This is a genomic window from Sorangium sp. So ce128, assembly GCF_051525245.1.
Classification (GTDB): domain Bacteria; phylum Myxococcota_A; class Polyangia; order Polyangiales; family Polyangiaceae; genus Sorangium; species Sorangium cellulosum_B.
The window spans coordinates 11,057,673-11,076,519 of the sequence record NZ_CP150313.1; the positions used below are offsets into that span (position 1 = coordinate 11,057,673).

Genomic DNA, 18,847 nt, shown 5'->3' on the forward strand with positions numbered 1-18,847 from the left:
GTAGGGCTAGGCCGGCGCGGCGCCGCGCTCCCCCGCCTCCGGCGGGTTCAGCGGGAGCTCCACCACGAACATCGCGCCCGCGCCCGGCTTGCTCTCCACCCGGATGGAGCCGCCGTGCGACGCCACGATCGAGCGTGCGATGTAGAGCCCGAGCCCGAGGCCGCCGAAGTTGCGCACCGACACCGCGCGCTCGAAGCGCTCGAAGATCCTGCCCTGATCGGCCTCCGCGATCCCGATTCCCTGATCCCGGACGACCAGCAGCGCGCGATCGGCCTGCCGCCGCAAGCCGACGAGGATGGGGCTGCCTGCGCCGTACTTCATCGCGTTCGACAGCAGGTTGATGACGACCTGCTCCAGGCGAGCCGGATCCCACTGCCCGACCACGGGCTCGTCCAGCTCGAGCTGCGTCCGGCAGCAGGATGCCGCGAGCTGCGGGCGCATCCGCTCGACGACCTCGCTCGCCAGCGCCGCCAGATCGACCTCCGCGCGCGCGAGCGCCAGCTGCCCGGCGTTCAGCCGCGTGACGTCGAGCAGCTCGTCGACCAGGCGCCCGAGCCGCGACGTCTGGCGGCCGAGGATCTGGAGCATCGCCTCGATCCGCTCCGCGGGGAGCTCCGCGAGCGAGCGGCGGCGCAGCAGGCGCTCGACCGCCTGCACCTGCATCTGCAGCGACGTCAGCGGGGTTCTGAGCTCGTGAGACGCGACGACGAGGAACTCGTCCCGCCGCTGGATCGCCTCCTGGGCCTCGGTATACAGTCGGGCGTTGTCGAGCACGAGCGCCGCGCGGCACCCCAGCTCCTCGGCCAGCCGCAGCTCGGCGGGGCCATAACGGCGCTCGGAAGCGGTCGCCAGCAGGGTCATGACGCCGAGGTACCGGTCGCGCGCGGCAAGCGGAACCCGCAGGAACGCATGAACGCCGAGCCGCTCCCAGAGAGGCCTGACCCGCGGGTCGAGCGAACCCACCTGCTGGAGCAGCGGCGTGACGCGGCCCTCTTCGCCCTCGGAGCCGGCCGGCGGCGCCTCCGCCAGAACGCGCAGCGCGTCCTTCAGCGCGTCGAGCTGCTCGCTGGGCACCCCTGCCGCGACCGTCCAGCCCGGCGTCCTGCCCTCGCAGAGCACCTCGATGACGCACTGGTCCGAGAGCTCCGGCACCGGGAGGTGCGCCACGCTCTCGAACGTCGCGCCGTAACCCAGCGTCACCAGCTTGCAGCTCGCCTCGGCCAGGAAGCGCACGGCCTGCTCGGTCCGCTTGCGCTCGGTGATGTCGGTGGAGATGCCGCCGATCGCGCGGGGCGCTGGCCCCTCGCCGAGAGGGAATTTGACCGACAGGAACGTGTGCGGCCCGTCCTCCAGCGGCACCGTCTCCTCCCACTCCATCGGCGCGCCCGCCTCGATCACCTTCCGGTCGTGGTCTTGGATGGCCTCGGCCATCGGAGCAGGGAAGAAAGCGGCGACAGTCCTTCCGAGGATCTTCTCGCTCGGCACGCCCAGGAGGGCGCCCACCTGCCGGTTGGCGAGCAGATGTCGGCCGTCGCGATCCTTGACGTAGATGGCCGCCGCCGAGTTGTCGACGACGGCCTGGAGCATCTCCTGGTTGGCCTTGAGCGCCTGTTCCGCGCGCCGCCGCTCGGCGTTCTCCTGCTCCACCTCGGCATAGAGCAGGGCGTTCTCCAGCGAGATGGCCGACTGCGAGGCGAGCAGCTCGATGACGCTGAGCCGGCCGGGGGTGAAGGCGCCGGTGACGAGGTTGTTCTCCAGGTAGAGCAGGCCGATGAGCCGGGCCTCGCGCAGGATCGGCAGGCACAGCACCGATTTCGGGCGCTTGCGCCGGAAATACTCGTCCTCCAGGAAGGGGTGCCGGGCGGCGGCGTCGTCGAGCAGCACGCGCTCGTGGCTCCGGCGAACGTAGTTGAGGACGGCCTCTGGCAGCGCGGCCGACTGCGCCTCGCCCGCATCGAGCTGCCGCACCGCGCCCCCTGGCGCCTCGATCGCCGCGGCCCACAGGCGATCTTCCCGGACCAGCACGACGCATCCCTCCTCGGCGCCCGCGTGCTCGACCACGACGCGAAGCAGCATCTCGAGCAGCCGCGAGAGCTTGAGCTCGCCGGAGATGCTCTGCGAGGCCTTGACCACCGGCAGGACGTCGAACTGCTCGGCCCGTACGGCGAAGGTGACGGTGGGGGCCATCGGCTTGCGCGGGGCGAGGTGGGAATAGCGCTGGTCGAGCTGCTCCACCTTGGCGTGGGCGCCCCACGTGAAGTAGCCGGCGCGTGCCTTCTGCAGGTGGGCGCCTTCGGACGTGGAGAGGCCGCGCGCGCGGTAGAACGCCGCGGCGAGCTCGCAGGCAATGGCCTCGTGCTGGACGAAGCCGCCCTCGCGCGCCGCCGCGATGGCCTGCTCGTAGAGCCCGATGGCCTCCAGGTCCTGCCCGCGGAGCCGGGCGATCTCGGCGCGGACCAGGGCGTGCTTGTGGAGGAAGTTGTCGGGGCCGCTCCTGGCCCACTCGCCGAGCTGCCGCTCGCACTCGAGGAGCCGCTCGGGGAGCTCCCGCTGCGGGGAGGGCCCCGCCTCGTGCGCCTCGTGCGGCGCGTTGAAGAGGGCCGCGAGCGCGAGCGCGAGATAATAGAGGTTCTCGGCGCTGAGGGCGTGCGGCTCGCTCTTAAAGGAGTGCTCGGTGATCGCGCGGGTCGCCGCCGCGAACGCGTCTCGGGGAGAGCCGAGCACGAAGAGCGCCTGGGCCTTCAAGCCGTAATAGAAAGCGTGAACGCGCTGCAGATCCCCCTCCTCCAGCTGCGCCTCGAAGGCCGGCGGATCCAGCTCGGATCCATCCAGCATCGAGAAGCGGACCGGCCTCCCGCGCAGCGTCTGGATCATGGCGTGGCCGCCGAGGAGGACACCGTGCGCGAACGCGTAACCGGCGCTGCGCATGAAGCCGAGGCGCTCTTCGACCTCGTGAAGCACGTCCTCCAGCGGCTCGCCAGAGAGCAGCGGGAACAGCGCGTCCCACATGCAGTTGAAGCATGCTCTGTTCAGATCCCCGGACTCGACGCCGGCGCTGAAGCCGGCGCGCGTGTACCAAGACGCCTCTCTGTAGTGGCGTGTCCAGAAGACGACGGTCTGTCCGAGGTAGCTGAACACCGCCGATTTCGTGGTGAGGAGCCCGCTCCTGTCCGCCAGGTCGCAGCCGAGCTTGCCGAACAGATACCCCTCCTTGTAGCGCCCGAACCTCGGGCCGATCAGCCTCGCGAAGGCGGCGTACGCGAGCGCGGAGGGCTCGGCGTTGCCGTGGCGCAGGCTGAGCTGGACCATGCGCAGGACGATGAGATAGAGCAGGTCCGCGTCCACGAAGAACGCAGGAGCGTCCATGGCCTGCAGCACGCCCATCGTGAGCTTGATCTCCGGGTCCGTCATGGGGGGCAGATGGATCAGGTCCTCGATGGCCCGATCGCCCAGGGCCTGCCAGACCCTCTCGGTCTCCTCGTCAATCTGTGCGCCTGAGGGATGCAGCGGCAGATCGATGTCGCAGGCGCGGAGCCACGCGAGCCCGATCTCCACCGCGCGCTTGCCTTGCCCGCGGGTCAGGTAGAAGGCGACGGCGAGCTCGACGGCGGCGGCCGTCTCGCGCCGGGTCCTCGCGCGCTCCATGAGCTCTTCCAGGAGCCGCTCGGCCTCGTCGAAGCCGCCGGTGATGTACGCGACGTGCGCGCGCTCGAAGGTCAGGGCGTAGGTCAGCTCGCGCCGCGCTTCCCAAGAGTCCGACGCGAGCAGGGCGAGGCCCGCGGCGAAGAGCGCGGCGGCGGTCTGGAAGGCCGCTCCGGCCTTGGCCTTCCTGCCGGCGCGCAGGTTCAGCGCCGCGACCTCGTCCCGCTCCGCCCGGGAACGCAGGAGCGCGGCGCCGCGGTTGAGGTGGCCGACGACGTCGAAGAGCGCCTCGTCGCGCTCGTCCGCGCGCTGCGCCCTGAGGAGCAGCCGCCCGATCCCGAGGTGCATCTCGGCGAGCTGTCCCGCCGGGATGAGCGAGTAAGCGGCTTGCTGTACCCGGTCATGGAGGAATCGATAGGCGCCGCTCTGGCGGAGGAGCAGCCCCTCCCGCACGGCCTCCTCGAGCGCGTCGCGGAGCTCCGCCGCCGGACGGCCCGCGACCACCGCGAGCGTGTCGAGGTCCAGGCTGCTGCCGAGGCACGCAGCGAGCTTGAGCGCGTCCCGCGCCGGGACCGAGAGCCGCTTGAGCTTGCCCGCCATCAGCTCGCCGACGTTGTCGGTGAACCCCTTGTCGCGGATCGCGGCGATGTCCCACCGCCACCTGGCCTCCTCCGCGTCGAAGGCGATGAGCCCCTCCTGGTGCAGCGCGATCAGGAACTGCAGCACGAAGAACGGATTACCGCCGGTCTTCTCGTAGACCAGCTGCGAGAGCGGCTCGACCTGCTCCGCGGGCGTGTGCGGCGCGTGGACCGTCTCGGCGACGAGCGCCCCGACGTGGGCGGCCGAGAGCGGCTCGAGGACGAGCTCGGAGACGGCGGCGCCGCGCTTGCGCGCCTCGGTCAGCGTGAGCCGCAGCGGGTGCGCGGGGCCAACCTCGTTGTCGCGGTACGCGCCGATCAGCAAGAGATGCTCGGACCCGGCGTAGGTGGCGAGCTGCTCGAGCAAGAGGAGGCTTCCCGCGTCGGCCCACTGCAGATCGTCGAGGAAGAGCGCCACGGGGTGCTCCTTCCGGGCGCACGCCGAAACGAAGCGCTGGAGCGTCGCGAGCAGCCGGCTCTGGGCCTCGGTGGGCGGAAGCTCGGGCACGGGCGGCTGGGGGCCGAGGAGCAGCCCGAGCTCGGGGAGCACGTCGGCGAGCAGCCTGCCGTTCGGGCCGAGGGCCTCCCGGAAACGCTGTCTCCAGCGCTCGACCTGCTCCTCGCTCGCGCCGAGGATCTCCTGCACCAGCGTCCGGAACGCCTGATGGAAAGCGCTGTAGGGGACGTCCCTCGCGGTTTGATCGAACTTGCCGGAGAGGAAGAACCCCCGCTCCCTCACGATCGGCCGGTACAGCTCGGCGACGAGCGACGACTTGCCGATGCCCGCATAGCCCGACACGAGCACCAGCTCTGGCCGGCCCTGCGCCACGACCCGCTCGAACACGGCGAGCAGCGCCTCGACCTCGCGCTCGCGCCCGTACAGCCGCTGCGGGACCCGGAATCGGTCGGAGAGGTCGCGCTGGCCGAGCGGAAAGAGCTGAATGGCGCCGGTCGCCCCGAGCTGCGCGGAGCACTGGTCGAGGTCATGCCGCAGGCCGAGCGCGCTCTGGTAACGTTCCTCGGCGGCCTTGGCGAGCAGCTTGAGCACGATCGCGGACAGGGCCGGGGGAATCGACGGGACGAGCGCGTGCGCCGGCGGCGGCTTCTGGGCGATGTGACAATGGACCCACTCGACAGGATCGCTCGCCCGGAACGGCAAGGTGCCCGTCAGCATCTCGTGGAAGGTGACACCGAGGGAGTACAGATCGGTCCGCTCGTCGATCCAGCGGTTCATCCGGCCCGTCTGCTCGGGCGCCATGTACGCCAGCGTCCCCTCGATGAGTCCGACGTGCTCGAGGTGCTGGAGCTCGCGGGGTATCCGGGACGCAATCCCGAGATCGGTGATCTTCACCTCGCCAGTGGCGGGGTTGAGGAGCACATTCTGAGGCTTGATGTCCTTGTGGACGACGCCCTGTCGATGCAGCCCGGCGAGCGCCTCGACCAAGCGGACGGCGACGGGAAAGAAGCGCTCGAGCGGCATCGGCCCGTCCTGGAGCCGATCGAGCGACACGCCGCCGAAATCCTCCAGGACCAGCGCCGGCTGATCGCCGAGCGTCTCGAGCGCATAGGGCTTGATGATGGCCGTGGTCTCGAGCGCCCGGGCGATCTCGTACTCGTGATGCAGCCGCTCGAGGGCGCGAGGGCTCGCGTGATCGCGCCGGAGGACCTTGAGCACCACGGGAAGGCCGTCGTCTTCGCGCACACCCCGGTAAAGAAGGGTGTCAGAGCCCTCGCAGAGGACCTCGATGATGGCGTAACGGGACGACGCCCCGTGATCGGACCAGACGGGATTGGTGCCCACAGGACCCCCACGACGGGTAATGCGAAGCATGCTGCCACGACCGGCGCGCATCGCCATCGCTTTGAGCGGACGAGGCGCCGGAACATCATCCGTCCTCCGCGAACCCCCAGCGCGCGCTACGCCCCACGCCGGCGCCACCCTGTCGAGGACATCGTGGCAGGACCTGCGCCACACGCTGGCTCGCGAACGCCGTCGCCGTCCGCCGCTCGACCGATCTCTCGTGCAGCAGCGCGCAGAAGCGCTCGATCGTCGTCTTCGTGGACGGTGCCCACTTCATCGCCCGGAGGATCGACGACAAGGTCGAAAACGCGGGCAGCGGCCCCCTCAATCCACCCATTCGGAACACGAAGTGGGGACCTTGATGATGCATAAGTGCCCAAGTCGAGACCAGAGTCCCCGCCCTCCCAGCCGTCGCCTCTCCACCCAGCCCCCGAGGGCACGCGACGTCCCGGCGGTCGCCTCCTCACTCAGCCCCTGAGAGCTCCCGGCTTCCCCGCCGTTGCCTCCCCGCCCCGCGCCGCAGGTTCCAGGCGTCTTTGCGACCGCCGCTCCACCCACCGCCGAGAGTCTCCATCGTGCTGCCCGTTGCCTCCTCACCCGGCGGCGGAGACCCCATCCCCTCCCCGATCGGCCTCGACAGTCGACAGCCAGCCGACGCAGAAACATCGTGTCTTCATCTCCGGCCCTCCCGCCGATCTCCCGCCGCCCGAGGCGCCTGCCGCGCCTCGGGCAAGAAACCGACCCAGCGCGCGCTGGCGCCTCGCCAATACCACGTGCGATGTTGCCAGAATGCCCTCGACTCGAAGAGAACCCAACCAGAAGCCGGAGACTCAGGCGAAGAAGCCCGGTACCAGCGTCAGGCAACCCTTCCTGACCGAGGACGCCGAGGTCGCGTTCCACCACTTCCGATCCATCGTGGCGCAAACCCCGGAGGACGATCTCGACCCCTGGACCGGCGATGCGCTGATCGTCGTCTACAAGGCAGGCGTCGAGATCTGGGGCCGCCGGAAGGTCGACGCGCACATCCCGGCGCTGATGTCGCGCGCGGCAGCGACCCCCCCAGGGGAGCCACAGGTGCCGCGAGCGGCGAGGCAGAGCCCGCTGCCCCGCCGCCGGGCGCGCCGCCGCCCGCGCCCGCGCCGACCGCGCAGCCGATCGACCCCTGACGTCCCCCCGGCGACGCCCCGCCCCGTTCTGCGGTAGCCTCTCCCGGCCCTATATATGAGCGACCTCCGCCAGCCCGCCGAGACCAAGTACGAACACGAGCTCGCGGCCCTCGCCGCCAACGACACGGCGCCGAGGCCGCCCGGGTGGCGCCTCTCGCCGAGGGCCGTCGAGACCTACATCCTCGGCAGCGACAAACCCGTCGGCGGCGTCGCGATCACCCCCAAGTACATCGGCGATCGCGCCCTCGTGCAGGTCGCCCTCGCGACCCTCGCCTCCGACCGCGCCCTCATGCTCGTCGGCGAGCCGGGCACCGCCAAGAGCTGGCTCTCCGAGCACCTCTCCGCCGCCATCAGCGGCACGAGCGCCCTCGTCGTCCAGGGCACCGCGGGCACCAGCGAGGAGCACGTCAAATACGGCTGGAACTACGCCCTGCTCCTCGCCGAAGGGCCCTCGCAGAAGGCGCTCGTGCCCTCGCCCATCCTCCGCGCCATGCGCGACGGGCGCTTCGCGCGCTTCGAGGAGATCACCCGCACCTCGTCGGAGATCCAGGACGCGCTCATCTCCATCCTGTCCGAGAAGCAGATCGCCGTCCCCGAGCTCGACCAGGTCGTCCCCGCGCAGCGCGGCTTCAACCTCATCGCCACCGCCAACACCCGCGACCGCGGCGTCAACGAGATGAGCGCCGCGCTCAAGCGCCGCTTCAACTTCATCACCGTCCCCGTCGTCGACGACCTCGAGCAGGAGATCCGCATCGTGCAGAAGCGCGAGGCCGAGCTCCGCGGCGACTACCAGGTCGGCGTCGAGCCGCCCGCCGAGCTCGCCAAGCTGCTCGTCACGCTCTTCCAGGAGCTCCGCGCCGGCGTCACCAAGGACGGCAAGACCAAGGTGAAGACCCCGGGCTCCGTCCTGTCGACCGCGGAGGCCATCAGCGTGCTCTTCAACAGCGGCATCCTCGCGCAGCACTTCGGCACCGGGAAGGTCACCGCCGACGACCTCTCCCGCTCGCTGCTCGGCGCGGTGAGCAAGGAGGGCGGCGACGACCTCAAGGCCGTCCGCGAGTACTGCGAGACCGTGGCCAAGGGCCGCGCAGGGCTCTGGAAGGAGTTCTACGCCTCCGCCAAGAAGCGCCTCGCGATCTGAAGGGACCCGATGGACCTCGACCGGCTCGCCGCCGTGCACCTCTTCCCGGTGCGCCACCACTCGCCGCGCTCCAGCGCGACGCTGCGCGCCTACCTCGACGAGGTGCGCCCGAAGGCGATCTTCGTCGAGGGCCCGAGCGACGCCACCCCGCTCCTCGAGGCGCTCGTCGACCCGAAGACCGTCCCGCCCGTGGCGATCCTCGGCTACCGCACCGACGGGGAGCCCGCGTCGTCCCTGTGGCCGTTCGCCGCCTACTCGCCCGAGTACGTCGCGGTGAAATGGGCCTTCGAGCACGGCGTGCGCGTCGAGCTCATCGACATCCCCGTCGGCACGACGCTCGCGCCGTTCGACGGCGCCCTGGTCGGCCACGACGACGCCGACGATCCGGGCGGCCACGAGCGCGAGATCGACGAGGACCGCGGCGAGCACGGTGAACACGGCGGACACGGCGAGCCCGGCGAGCACGCGGACGACGGCGGCGCAGGGGACGGCGGCGACGGCGAGCCCGCCAGCGCGGAGGGGGACCAGGAGAGCATCTATGCGGCGTGCGCGCGCGCCCGGGGCTTCCGCTCGTTCGAGGAGTTCTGGGAGGCCTCGTTCGAGGCGCCCCGCTACGATCCCGGGCCGTTCCGCGAGGCCCTGCTCGCGTACGCGGACCTCGTGCGCAGCGACGGGGACCGGCTGATCCACCGGGCGCGCGACGCCTACATGGCGCGGAGCATCCTCGAGCGCATGGGGCCGGACCTCGCCCCGAGCGAGGTCGCGGCCGTGCTCGGCGCGGCGCACGCGGCGGCGTTCGCGGCGCGCGACGTCGATCCGGCGCTGGAGGCGCGGCTGCCGGCGCCGATCCCGTGCGCCGTGACGCTCATCCCGTTCAGCTTTCCGCGGCTCTCCGAGCAGCTCGGGTACGGCGCGGGCAACCGGGCGCCGCAGTATTACCAGCGCGCGCACGACGCGGGCGGCGACTTCCGGCGCGCCACCCTCGAGGTGCTGATCGACTTCACCGAGCACCTCCGCCTCCGCGGCTTCATGGCCTCGCTCGCCGACACCATCGAGGCCTTCCGCCTCGCGGTCTCGCTCGCCGAGCTCCGCGGCAAGGCGGAGCCCGGCCTCGACGAGGTGCGCGAGGCGACGATCGCCACGATGTGCCGCGGCGACGCCACGCACGTCGACGGCTTCCTCTGGCCGGCCGTCATCGGGCGCAACGTGGGCCGCGTCGGGGGCGGCATCGGGAAGAACTCGCTCCAGGAGGAGTTCTGGCGCGAGGTGCGCGAGCGCAGGCTCCCCGCCACCGACGCGCCCGAGTCGTTCCGGCTGTCGCTCACGAACGAGGTCGAGGTCGGGACGAGCGTGCTCCTGCACCGGCTCCGCATCGCGAAGATCCCTTACGCGGCGTACGCCGGCACCCGGGCGGCCGGGCAGGGCGGCGCGGGCGCGCGCGGGCAGCGGCGCGGACAGGCGGCGAGCGAGGTGCCGCCGGACGAGCTGCTCCGGCAGCTGAGCGAGACGTGGGAGGCGCAGTGGACGCCGGCGACCGACGTGGCGCTCGTCGAGAAGATCGTCCTCGGCGACACGCTGGAGCAGGTGGCGACGCGGCTGCTCGAAGAGGACCTCGCGGCGTGCCACACGACCGGCGAGGCCGCCGACGTGCTGCTGAACGCCGTGCTCGCGTCGAGCGCCCGCGCGGCGGCCTCGGCGCTCGACGCGTGCGACCGGTTCGCCGCGGGCGACAGCGATCTGCCGTCGCTCGCCCGGGCGTGCCGCGCCTTCGCGGGGCTCGCGTCGTTCGGGTCGTCGCGCTCGCTGTCGTCGCTCGGCGACGGGGTGATCGCGACGATGCTGGAGAAGACGTTCGCGCGCGCTGTCCTGCGCGTCCACGGCGGCTGCACGGGCAGCGACGAGGCGGTCGCCCCGGCCAAGGAGGCGCTGCGCACGCTGCACGACGTGGCGCTGTCGCAGCCGATCGTCGACCGCGCCGCGTGGTTCGAGGCGGCGCGGGCGCTCGTGGACAGCGACGCGGTGAACCCCACGGCGTCAGGCCTCGCGTGCGGGCTGCTCTACCTGGCGCAGGTCATCGACGACGCCGACGTCGCGAGGATCGTCGGGCTGCGGCTCGGGAGCGCGGCCCTGCCCGAGGCGGCGGCGTCGTTCCTGGCCGGCTTCCTCGAGGTGAACGCGCTCGTGCTCGTGAAGAGCCGCCCCGTGGTCGAGGCGCTCGACGCGTTCCTCGGGGGCATCCTTCCCGAGCGCTTCAAGGACACGCTCCCGGTCCTGCGGCGCGCGTTCGCGGCGCTCGGCGCGACCGAGCGGCGGTACCTGCTCGAGAACGTGCTCGCCTCGCGGAAGCTCGGGGACAAGGCCAGCGCGGCGCAGGCGGTGCTGCTCGAGAAAGACCGCGAGAAGCTGAAGGAGATGAGCGAGGACCTGTCGCAGGCGATGGACGACCTCGACGACCTGCTCTGACGCCGGGCCGTGACCGCGGCGCGCCGCGCGCCGCCCTTGTTGCGCGGCCGGCCGCCGCCGGCTCATGATGCAAGCGGATATGGCAATCCAGGAAGTGACCGCCCAGCCGTCCCATCCGCTCGCGACACTCGAGAGCGACTACAGCCACGCGGTCGTTCACCTCGCGTGGGACCTGCATAAACGAACGAAGGAACGGGTGCTGCTCTTCGGGTTGGTCGAGCTCCTCCCTGCGGAAGTGCCGCCGCCCACCGACGACGGCGAGCATGTCCGTGAGCTCCGAAAGAGCGAACGCCGCGTGTTCGTGCGCCACACCGTGATGCCCGCCGGACGAGCCCTGGAGTGGTACCTTCGCTGCCGACGCGGGGACGCGGTGCTGCCGACGGACGATGGAACGCTTCCGGCCCCAGGCGACGAGCAAGCACGACGACTGCGGCTGCTCGATCTCGGGGAAGAACCCCCGTGGCCGAGCCTTGCGCTTGCAGTGGAGCAACAACAGGAAGTGCCTTTCGTCCCCGCGTGGCACGGGCAGCCACGTATGCACCACATGATTCCCTTGATCGACTTGGACTTGAAGACGCTCTGGCCACGTGAAAACGAGTGCCGTAACGCGGTCGACTTCCTGTCGGAGACGCTCCACTTCGATTTGGACGACTACCCGGAATTCTGGGGCTCGGTGCACCTCCTAGCACCCAACCCACTCTTCAGAAAGATGGAGGGAAGACGGCTGCCCACGAGCACGGAGCACATCGGCCAGATGCTCTACCGCTTGCACCCACGGGCGGGAAAGGACCTTACCGGCCTGGAGCTCGCCATCGACGAGCAGCGGGCCTCGGGGGAGTGCTCCACGACGAGGGTCGCCCTCGAGGGTCCTCTCATCCGCGTAACATTCAGACATAAAATCGGACGATTTCGAGAGGGAACTCGCGATCCGCTTCGCGGCCTACTTCACACGCGGCACACCGTCGTCCTGGCTGGCCTAACGGGAAGACTCTCTATCGGCGAAAACCGCAAGCGTGTTGTCCCGGTTCCCGCGACGCCCCGACGAGCCGCCGAGGAGTATGAGGTTGCTACACGCAGGACCGAAGGCCAAACCATCAAGATCGGCTCGACACGGGGGCCGCATGTCCCCGGAGCCGAATCGCGCATTTGGGCTGCACAGCGCGCCCGCAAGGCGCAGGATGCAGTCCGGAGCCTGAGCGAGCGATTGTTCGACGATGACGTCCAGGAGGCGACTGACATCCTCCGGAGCCTCCTCAATGAGGCGAGGCGAGAGGTCCTCATCATCGACCCCTACTTCGCCCGCCCAGAGTTGGTCCGATTTGCCCTGGCCGTAGGACAGATTGACGCACCGATCTCGATCCTCACATCCGCCGAGGTGCTCAAAGCTATGGACCCTTCCTCGAACAACATGGAGAAGGGGGACGTACTCCACGCAGAAATCCAGAACTTGGCGACGCAAAAGGATATTAACACGTTCAAGATCCGCGTCATGCCAGGCGAACGCCCGATCATCCACGATCGCTTTCTAGTGGTAGACGACCGCATTTGGCTCCTGGGTTCATCCTTCAACGAGTTCGCATCACGCGGCACCATGATCATCTCGCTCTCGCACCCGGAGCTCGTGCGCGACAAGCTCCGCCAAGCCTGGAACGATGCAGAGGAACTCGCTTCGTGGCTCCACGAGCGGCACGCATCTCGAATCGTAAAATCACCGATCTGCTCGACGCCGCAGGAGAAGTGTTCATGAGCGCTCCGCGGCTCGACAAGTCGACAGAAAAGCAACGAGCGCCAACCGAACGCGACGAACGCACTGCTGTGCTCAGGCGCGCCGCCATGGATCTCTCGTCAGGCCCCGTCGACGTCGCGGCGTTGATGCACGTGTACCATGGCAGCAAAGGCTTACCCCGTAATGCGCTCATGGGGTTCGAAGATGCGTTCGTCGATAGCGTACTGGCCCAGCCGGCTCTTCACCGCGCATGGATTGAAGCCCTGCGATCCGCCATCACGACGTGTACTGCCACCGCGCACACGCTCGCAGATGGACGCCTGGATTCACGCGACCGAGAGGCGCTCGAAGCTGAGGCTCGGCACTGGCAGCATTTGCGTGATCCGTTCTTCGTGTGGGAAGCTCGAAGGAACGACGGCCCGCTCAAGGATGCAGGGGGGTTCGAGTTCGATATCCTCTTGCGGCTCGATCGAAGGGCGTGGCTCGAGGCGCTCGACGCGCTGCCATGGCCCAGCTTGATGTGGAACACCGTGTGGCTGTCGGACATCGCCTCCAATAGGGAGCTCCTCATAGAGCTCATCCGAGCCGCTCCGCCCGTGTTCGACGAGGAGGGCCGATGGACCCGCAGTGTTTCCCTGCTGCTCGTGGCGGAGCTCCTCCGAATGCACGCCGATCGCCTCGACGATAAGGGCACGCGAACCCAATGGTTGCGCGAGGCGTATGGCCTGCTCCTCACCCGCCCAGATGGCGCGACGATCGCGTGCGCGCTGCTCGCCGATTTGTCGGCGCAGCATCTGAGCGACGTCACGAGACAACCCGGAGGCGATGGGGCCACCTCGAGCCTCGCGTTGGAGACGCTGGTGGAAAGCTTACTACACAGCGGCATCCGGGTGGCTTTCCTTCATCGCTTCTGGAAAGAACGCGAGGCGCTGACGCAGCGCGAGGTCGGTGATGGCTCGGCCCGACGTTCCGTGCGTGCCCGCTCCTTCCAGAAGCCTGCGTACATCGGCGAGGGCCGTCGGCAGCTCAGCTACAATGCCTTTCCCCTGCTCTACGGGTCTGCCCGCGTGCTCGACGCAGCCGATGCTCCCCACGAGGAGCTGGAAGGATACTGGGCGTGGCTCGTCGAGATCCTCGACGGTCGCGCCCCTGGCCTCTCGACCGCGGCGATCTGGTCGCATTGGGACGAGGCCGTGCAACCGCTTGCTCGGCTCCTCGCGCGCCTCCCCGCCCCGTCTACTGCGTGGCGCGCGGCCTACGCGCGCCTCGAACCACAACGACGTCGGAGCCAGTTCCTCGTCCGTTACGAGGATCATGACAGCGACGAGCCGAGTCTCATCCTCGTGCGCATCGGTCTGTTCGCCTGTGCGTTCCTCGGGGCCGCGGAGGACGCCGCACAACCAGGAGCAGGCCTTAACGCGTTCTTCTGGACTGTCTACGATGCAGTTCGACGCCTGTGGCTGACTGCGGCCGTCGATCCTTCCGACTCAAGAAAAGCTCTCGTGGCGACGTGCTTCGCATTCATGCCCACCGTCTTCGGTGACGCATTGAAGGATGCGTTGAAACGCGCCGCTCCCCCGATCGCCACCGAGCCGTGGCTCGTCTGCTTGGCAGCGCACCACCTCACGCAGAATGGCGTTGAGCCACGCCGGGTCGCCGAGTTCTTCGCTGCTGCGGGAGCCGATTTGGCGTACAGCCTCCAGGACGTCTTCACGTGGGCCTCCCTTACCGGGGTGAAGGACGATTTCCTCCCGGCATTCAAGACGCTCGCGGGCGCTATCGATCTGACACCGCCCGGCGAGGTGTCCGAGACCGCCGAGCAACGGCACGCGCGCCACGAATCACTGTTCGTCCAGCGAGTCCCTTGGGGCAAGGACATGCTCAACCGCCTGCAGAGAGACGGCTGCACACCGGTCAGGATTGAGCCTTTGAACGAGCTCAGCACCACATGGCTCATCCAGGCACGCGCGTCGGCACAGCTCCGCGAGACGTTCGCGCTAGCGCCCGAGCTACGGATCCTGGCAGCCACCGGGAGCTTCGACGGTCGAGATATCCTCCGGGCGGCCGAGTATCCTGCAGGTGCCGGCGAGATCGATCCCGATCTGCTGCTCATCGCAACCGAGCGCAGGGACCTCACCGAGCGCCTCCCGTTTCTGCCCGGTCCTTGGGGCCAGCGGATCCCCTGGGTTCCCGTGGAGAATGTGCTTCCACCACTCATCGAGTCGATCCGCCTCCATGCGCGCGACTTCGACCTTTTTAGCCGCGTCGATCCCGTCCACGGACGCGCCTTGATGGGGCGTGAGGATGAGATCTCGCGCCTCTCATCGCACCTCCTCCGCGGTGACGCCGTGGGCCTCTTCGGGCTGAGCAAGGTCGGTAAGTCCTCGCTCCTTCAGGCCGTGGCGGAGCGCTTCGATCCCGTCGGTGCCCCGCAGGCGCTCATTCACTTCACGCCCGCGCCCGAGGAGGGTGCGCTGGTTCAGGCGCTGGTGGTCGCGCTGGACGTGCAGAACATCGCCGATGTGCAGCATCCCGCAGGACAAGGGCTTGACAAGCTGCTCTTCGTCATGGTCGAGCAGTTGCGCGATCGGCTCCTCCGGGCAGCCCCCCACGCTGTATTGCCCGAGCGTCAGGCCGAGTTGCTGGACGACTTCGAGCGCCTGCTCGAACTCGCGCTCGCCATCCAGCCTCTGCCTATCTGCTTCATTCTTGATGAGTGCGATCTTCTCTTCGAGGACCACCTCGGCGAGCACGGCATATGGCGCATTGAAAAGCTCTTCGAGCGGCTACGTCGAATCGCACAGCACACCCAACGCGTCTCACTTGCCTTGGTCGGGCGAGACCCAGCACCGCTCCTGCGCTCTGAACGCGGAACGGCAGACAACCCCTTGCGATCCTACTGCGAGATCTCCTGGCTGGGCCCGCTCCGACGCGACGAGAGCGACGATCTCCTCACGCGCCTCTGCCTTCGAGTAGGTCTCACCGTCGGGTCGATGACGAAGGAAGCCGCTTGGGCGTCAACCGGCGGATTCCCGGTGCTCCTGCGGCAGTACGGCTCGGCCCTGCTCGAAGTGGTGAAGCGCGATCAGCCTGATAGCCAGCACGTTGTACACACGGATGTTTTCTGCGCCGAAGCCGCGATGTTGGTCCGGCAGCGCGCTCTGGTGCTCGAGGCCGGACGCGAGGTTCGCGCCTTGCTGGCGAGATCTTCGCCGCCGGCGCTGGAGCTCTTTCAGGCGCTCACCGCGCCGAGCACCAAGGACCTGGGCAAGGTCGTTGCGGCACACGACGGCTGGGAGGGAAGCGCGGCGAAGCATCTCCAGCGCTATGGCCTGCTGACCGGCAGCGCAGAGATGCCGCGGATCCCGGAAGCGCTCCGACCGCGTGGCGCACACGCGCCCCCAGTGCGCACGCGTGCGGTGCAACGGCGGAGGGCGCGCCATGGCGCATGAACACAACCCCTATCGCTTGGGTGAGGACATCGAAGTCGTCGTGCCGCGCACCGACCTGCTGCGCGAGGTACAGCAGGAGCTGATGTCGGGAGGAGGGCTTGGATACCTGCTCGGCAGCTGGGGCGTGGGTAAGAGCGTCTTCCTCGCCCAGCTGCACAAGCAGCTCCAAGGTATCCCGGGCGTCCAGTCGCTCTTTTTCCGCGAGCCACCGATGTTCAGGACCATCGATGCGCTCTGCCGGAAGCTGGTTGATGAGCTCCTTGTGGATGTCCCCGTCGAACAAGGTAGGCTCGAGCCTTTGCGCCAAGATCTCTATCGGCTCGCCGAGCCTCTCAAGGTTATCGAGAGATACCAGAATGACGTGAAGTCCGATCCCCATGTGCTCGTCCTGCTCTACGATGAGCTGAACGACTACGTTGATCCGTCAGGCTTCGGGCGAGAGTGGTTCAAGCGGATCGAGAGCGCCAGAAAGGCGCGATCCGCCCGCCTCAAGGTCTTCGCAACGGGAGGCCTAGGGGTCTTCGACATAGGGGAATCTCTGGCCTCTCCCTTCCTCTCACGCGCGCGCCGGTTCATCATGCCGGCGTTCACGCAGGACGAGTTACGGGCGCTATCTTCACCTATCTGGGAGAGAATGGGTGTCAGGGTCGACGACGAGATCATCGATCATCTCCTGCTGCACTCGGGAGGGAACGCCTACCTCGCACAGTACGGTCTCCACGAGCTGTGGGAGCGAAACTCCGTTCGCGTCGAGGACGTCGTCGAGATCTATGGCTCCTTCAGAGCGAGGCGGCCGGATTTCGTACGCCGCTTCCGGCGAGCGATCGCGGACGTGAGGCTGTCGCGCCTGCCCATGAGGTTCTGGGACGTCATCTTGCGAGGCGGCGGCAAGCTCCGCCGACGAAAGGTGGACGAAATATTTGCAACTGAGGAGAACCCGCTTCAGTTCGAGATCCTGGACATCCTCCATCTGCTCCAGTCCGCAGGCCTAATCCAAGTCCTGTCGGCCGCCGATGCCGATCCCATCCTCGTCACAACGATCCCCAGCATCCTCAACTTTGAGCCCCGGCGCGCCCGCAAGAGCAAGCCGACGCTCCGGAAACAGCTCATCGCCGACCTGCTCGACATCCTCGTCGTGGTGCGCTCCATGGGGCTCGACATGTTCAGGCAAGGCGGCGAGCTCGTGCAGGAGAAGCTGTTCTCTGCGCTCATCACATCGAACCTGATTTCCCGGGGGTGGAAGGCCGTACGCGAGGACAGGCGCAGTACAGGATTCGCCGACGTCAGAGCGACGCACGACGATTTCCCATCCGAGCATGCCATCATCGAAGTCAAGCGCTGGGCTCGTGATTTCAGGATTCACCAACAAGTATTGGACTACAAAGATGACTCTACGACCGCGCTGGCGGCAGTGATGATCAGCAAAGCGCAAAACGGCAACTGGCGAGAACAGTACAAGCAGCGATGTCTCACGAAAGAATGCCAGGTGAGAGACAGCGAGTGGATCGAGTGCAAAGGCCCGCTCCGTGGCTACTATCGCGCTAGATCGATCGAAGGCCCCGAGGTCGACCACTTCCTGCTCCAGCTGCCGCGGCGTCGTTGAGCTCTCCTGCTTACATGGCCACCTGTGTACAAGTACATTGCTACGGGCGCGCGCCGGGGCCGTCCGGCCGAGCCAGCGGGGCTCGCTCGCCTCACTCCTCCCGGCCGGCCCGCGACCAGCCGCCGACGTTGAGGTCCGGGTGCTCCGCCAGGAAGCTCTGCAGGCCGGGCGGCGGGGACGCCCACGCTGCGAGGCGCGCCGGCGCCTTCTTGGCGGGCACCACCGCCGAGCGCGTGTAGGAGCTCCACGCGCCGTCGCCGCAGGCATAACACGCAGCGCGCGCGAGCTTCGCGGTCACCCGGAGCGCCCCCCGCGCGTCGTAGGCCGGCGCGATCTGCACGAGCTCCGGCGCATTCTCCTCTTGCCGGGCGGCCTCGGGGTCGGCCTCGTCCTCGTCGAGGAGCGCCTCGGCCTCGCCCTGCAGCGCCGGCACGCCGGACACCTCGGCGAGCAGGTCGACGATCGCCCCCTTGTCGGCGTCCCACACCGTGAACCCCACGCCCACGAAGCCGTGTGCGCCGCACGCGTAGCTGTACGTCCGCTCCTCGATGAACAGGTACGGCCCGACGCTCCCGATCGCCTCCGCCTCGTGCTGGATCACGTTGCTCCCATCCGCGTCCGACGGCGCGATCACCTGCTGGCGCGCGCCCGTCCCGCGCAGCACGAGCTCCGCGCGGTTCGCGGTGCCCTCGCCCGGCTCGCGCGTCTCCTCGGGCCCGAACTCGCAGGCCGAGGTCTCCACCTTCACCTCGCGCACCTCCCAGCGCCACTCCCCTCGACCGGTCGCCACGACGATCCCGGGCTCCTCGCGGATCACCGCGCCTTCCTCGGTGAGGTGCCATGTCCGAGGCGGCCCATCGCCCGTGCGGCCCCAGACGAGGAGCTCCCCGCCGAGCGCGGCGCCCTCAGCGCCCTTGGCCTCGGACGAACGCGGGGCAGGCGGGTGCGGGACGTCGAGGGAAACGGGAAGAGCCGACTGCGGGCGGGCGGCGCAGCCGGAGATCAGCGCAAGCAAAGCGATCGACGTGGCGAGTCGGGGGCGCGGCATGCCGGCCCGAAACAGCACGACGCGTGCCGCAGGGCGCTGTCAGGAAAGGCCGCGCCGCGCAGGAGGCGGGTGTCTCCGCAGGCCCACACCGCGTGGCAGCCAGGAACCATCATGGCCCTTCAGAGGGCGGGATGGGTCGGCCACGTCGCCACGAACGCGCTCTCACC

General features: G+C 68.9%; 8 protein-coding genes. 6 read left to right on the top strand and 2 right to left on the bottom strand.

What is annotated here, in order from left to right; all coding sequences use genetic code 11:
• Positions 1–6: 6 nt before the first annotated feature.
• Entirely contained in the window at positions 7–6,081 is a 6,075-nt protein-coding gene (locus WME82_RS41935; RefSeq protein ID WP_438039891.1) for an AAA family ATPase, read from the bottom strand.
• A 789-nt stretch (positions 6,082–6,870) separates the two neighbouring features.
• On the opposite strand from WME82_RS41935, the gene WME82_RS41940 reads away from it, so the two are divergent.
• From WME82_RS41940 to WME82_RS41965, 6 genes are all read left to right on the top strand, one after another.
• Positions 6,871–7,284 (top strand): hypothetical protein, encoded by a 414-nt coding sequence (locus WME82_RS41940; RefSeq protein ID WP_438039892.1) that lies wholly within the window; start codon positions 6,871–6,873, stop codon positions 7,282–7,284.
• A gap of 18 nt (positions 7,285–7,302) precedes the next feature.
• Positions 7,303–8,388 carry an ATP-binding protein gene (locus WME82_RS41945; protein ID WP_437742128.1) on the top strand — a complete coding sequence of 362 codons (1,086 nt, stop codon included), beginning with the start codon at positions 7,303–7,305 and terminating at the stop codon, positions 8,386–8,388.
• A 9-nt stretch (positions 8,389–8,397) separates the two neighbouring features.
• A complete protein-coding gene (locus WME82_RS41950; protein WP_438039893.1) occupies positions 8,398–10,851 on the top strand; it encodes a DUF5682 family protein in 2,454 nt (817 codons plus the stop codon).
• Between the two features lie 79 nt (positions 10,852–10,930).
• Positions 10,931–12,598, top strand: a complete 1,668-nt coding sequence (locus tag WME82_RS41955) for a VPA1262 family N-terminal domain-containing protein (protein ID WP_438039894.1) — start codon at positions 10,931–10,933, stop codon at positions 12,596–12,598.
• Positions 12,523–16,029, top strand: coding sequence for a hypothetical protein (locus tag WME82_RS41960; protein WP_438039895.1), 3,507 nt, complete (start codon positions 12,523–12,525; stop codon positions 16,027–16,029). Before WME82_RS41955 ends, WME82_RS41960 begins: the two co-directional genes overlap by 76 nt.
• The gene (locus WME82_RS41965) at positions 16,019–17,632 is read left to right on the top strand and encodes a hypothetical protein (RefSeq protein ID WP_438039896.1); all 1,614 of its coding nucleotides are present in this window, start codon (positions 16,019–16,021) and stop codon (positions 17,630–17,632) included. Before WME82_RS41960 ends, WME82_RS41965 begins: the two co-directional genes overlap by 11 nt.
• 91 nt (positions 17,633–17,723) lie before the next feature.
• Here WME82_RS41965 and WME82_RS41970 read toward each other — a convergent pair whose 3' ends face one another.
• Positions 17,724–18,680 (bottom strand): hypothetical protein, encoded by a 957-nt coding sequence (locus tag WME82_RS41970; protein ID WP_438039897.1) that lies wholly within the window; start codon positions 18,678–18,680, stop codon positions 17,724–17,726.
• Positions 18,681–18,847: the final 167 nt, after the last annotated feature.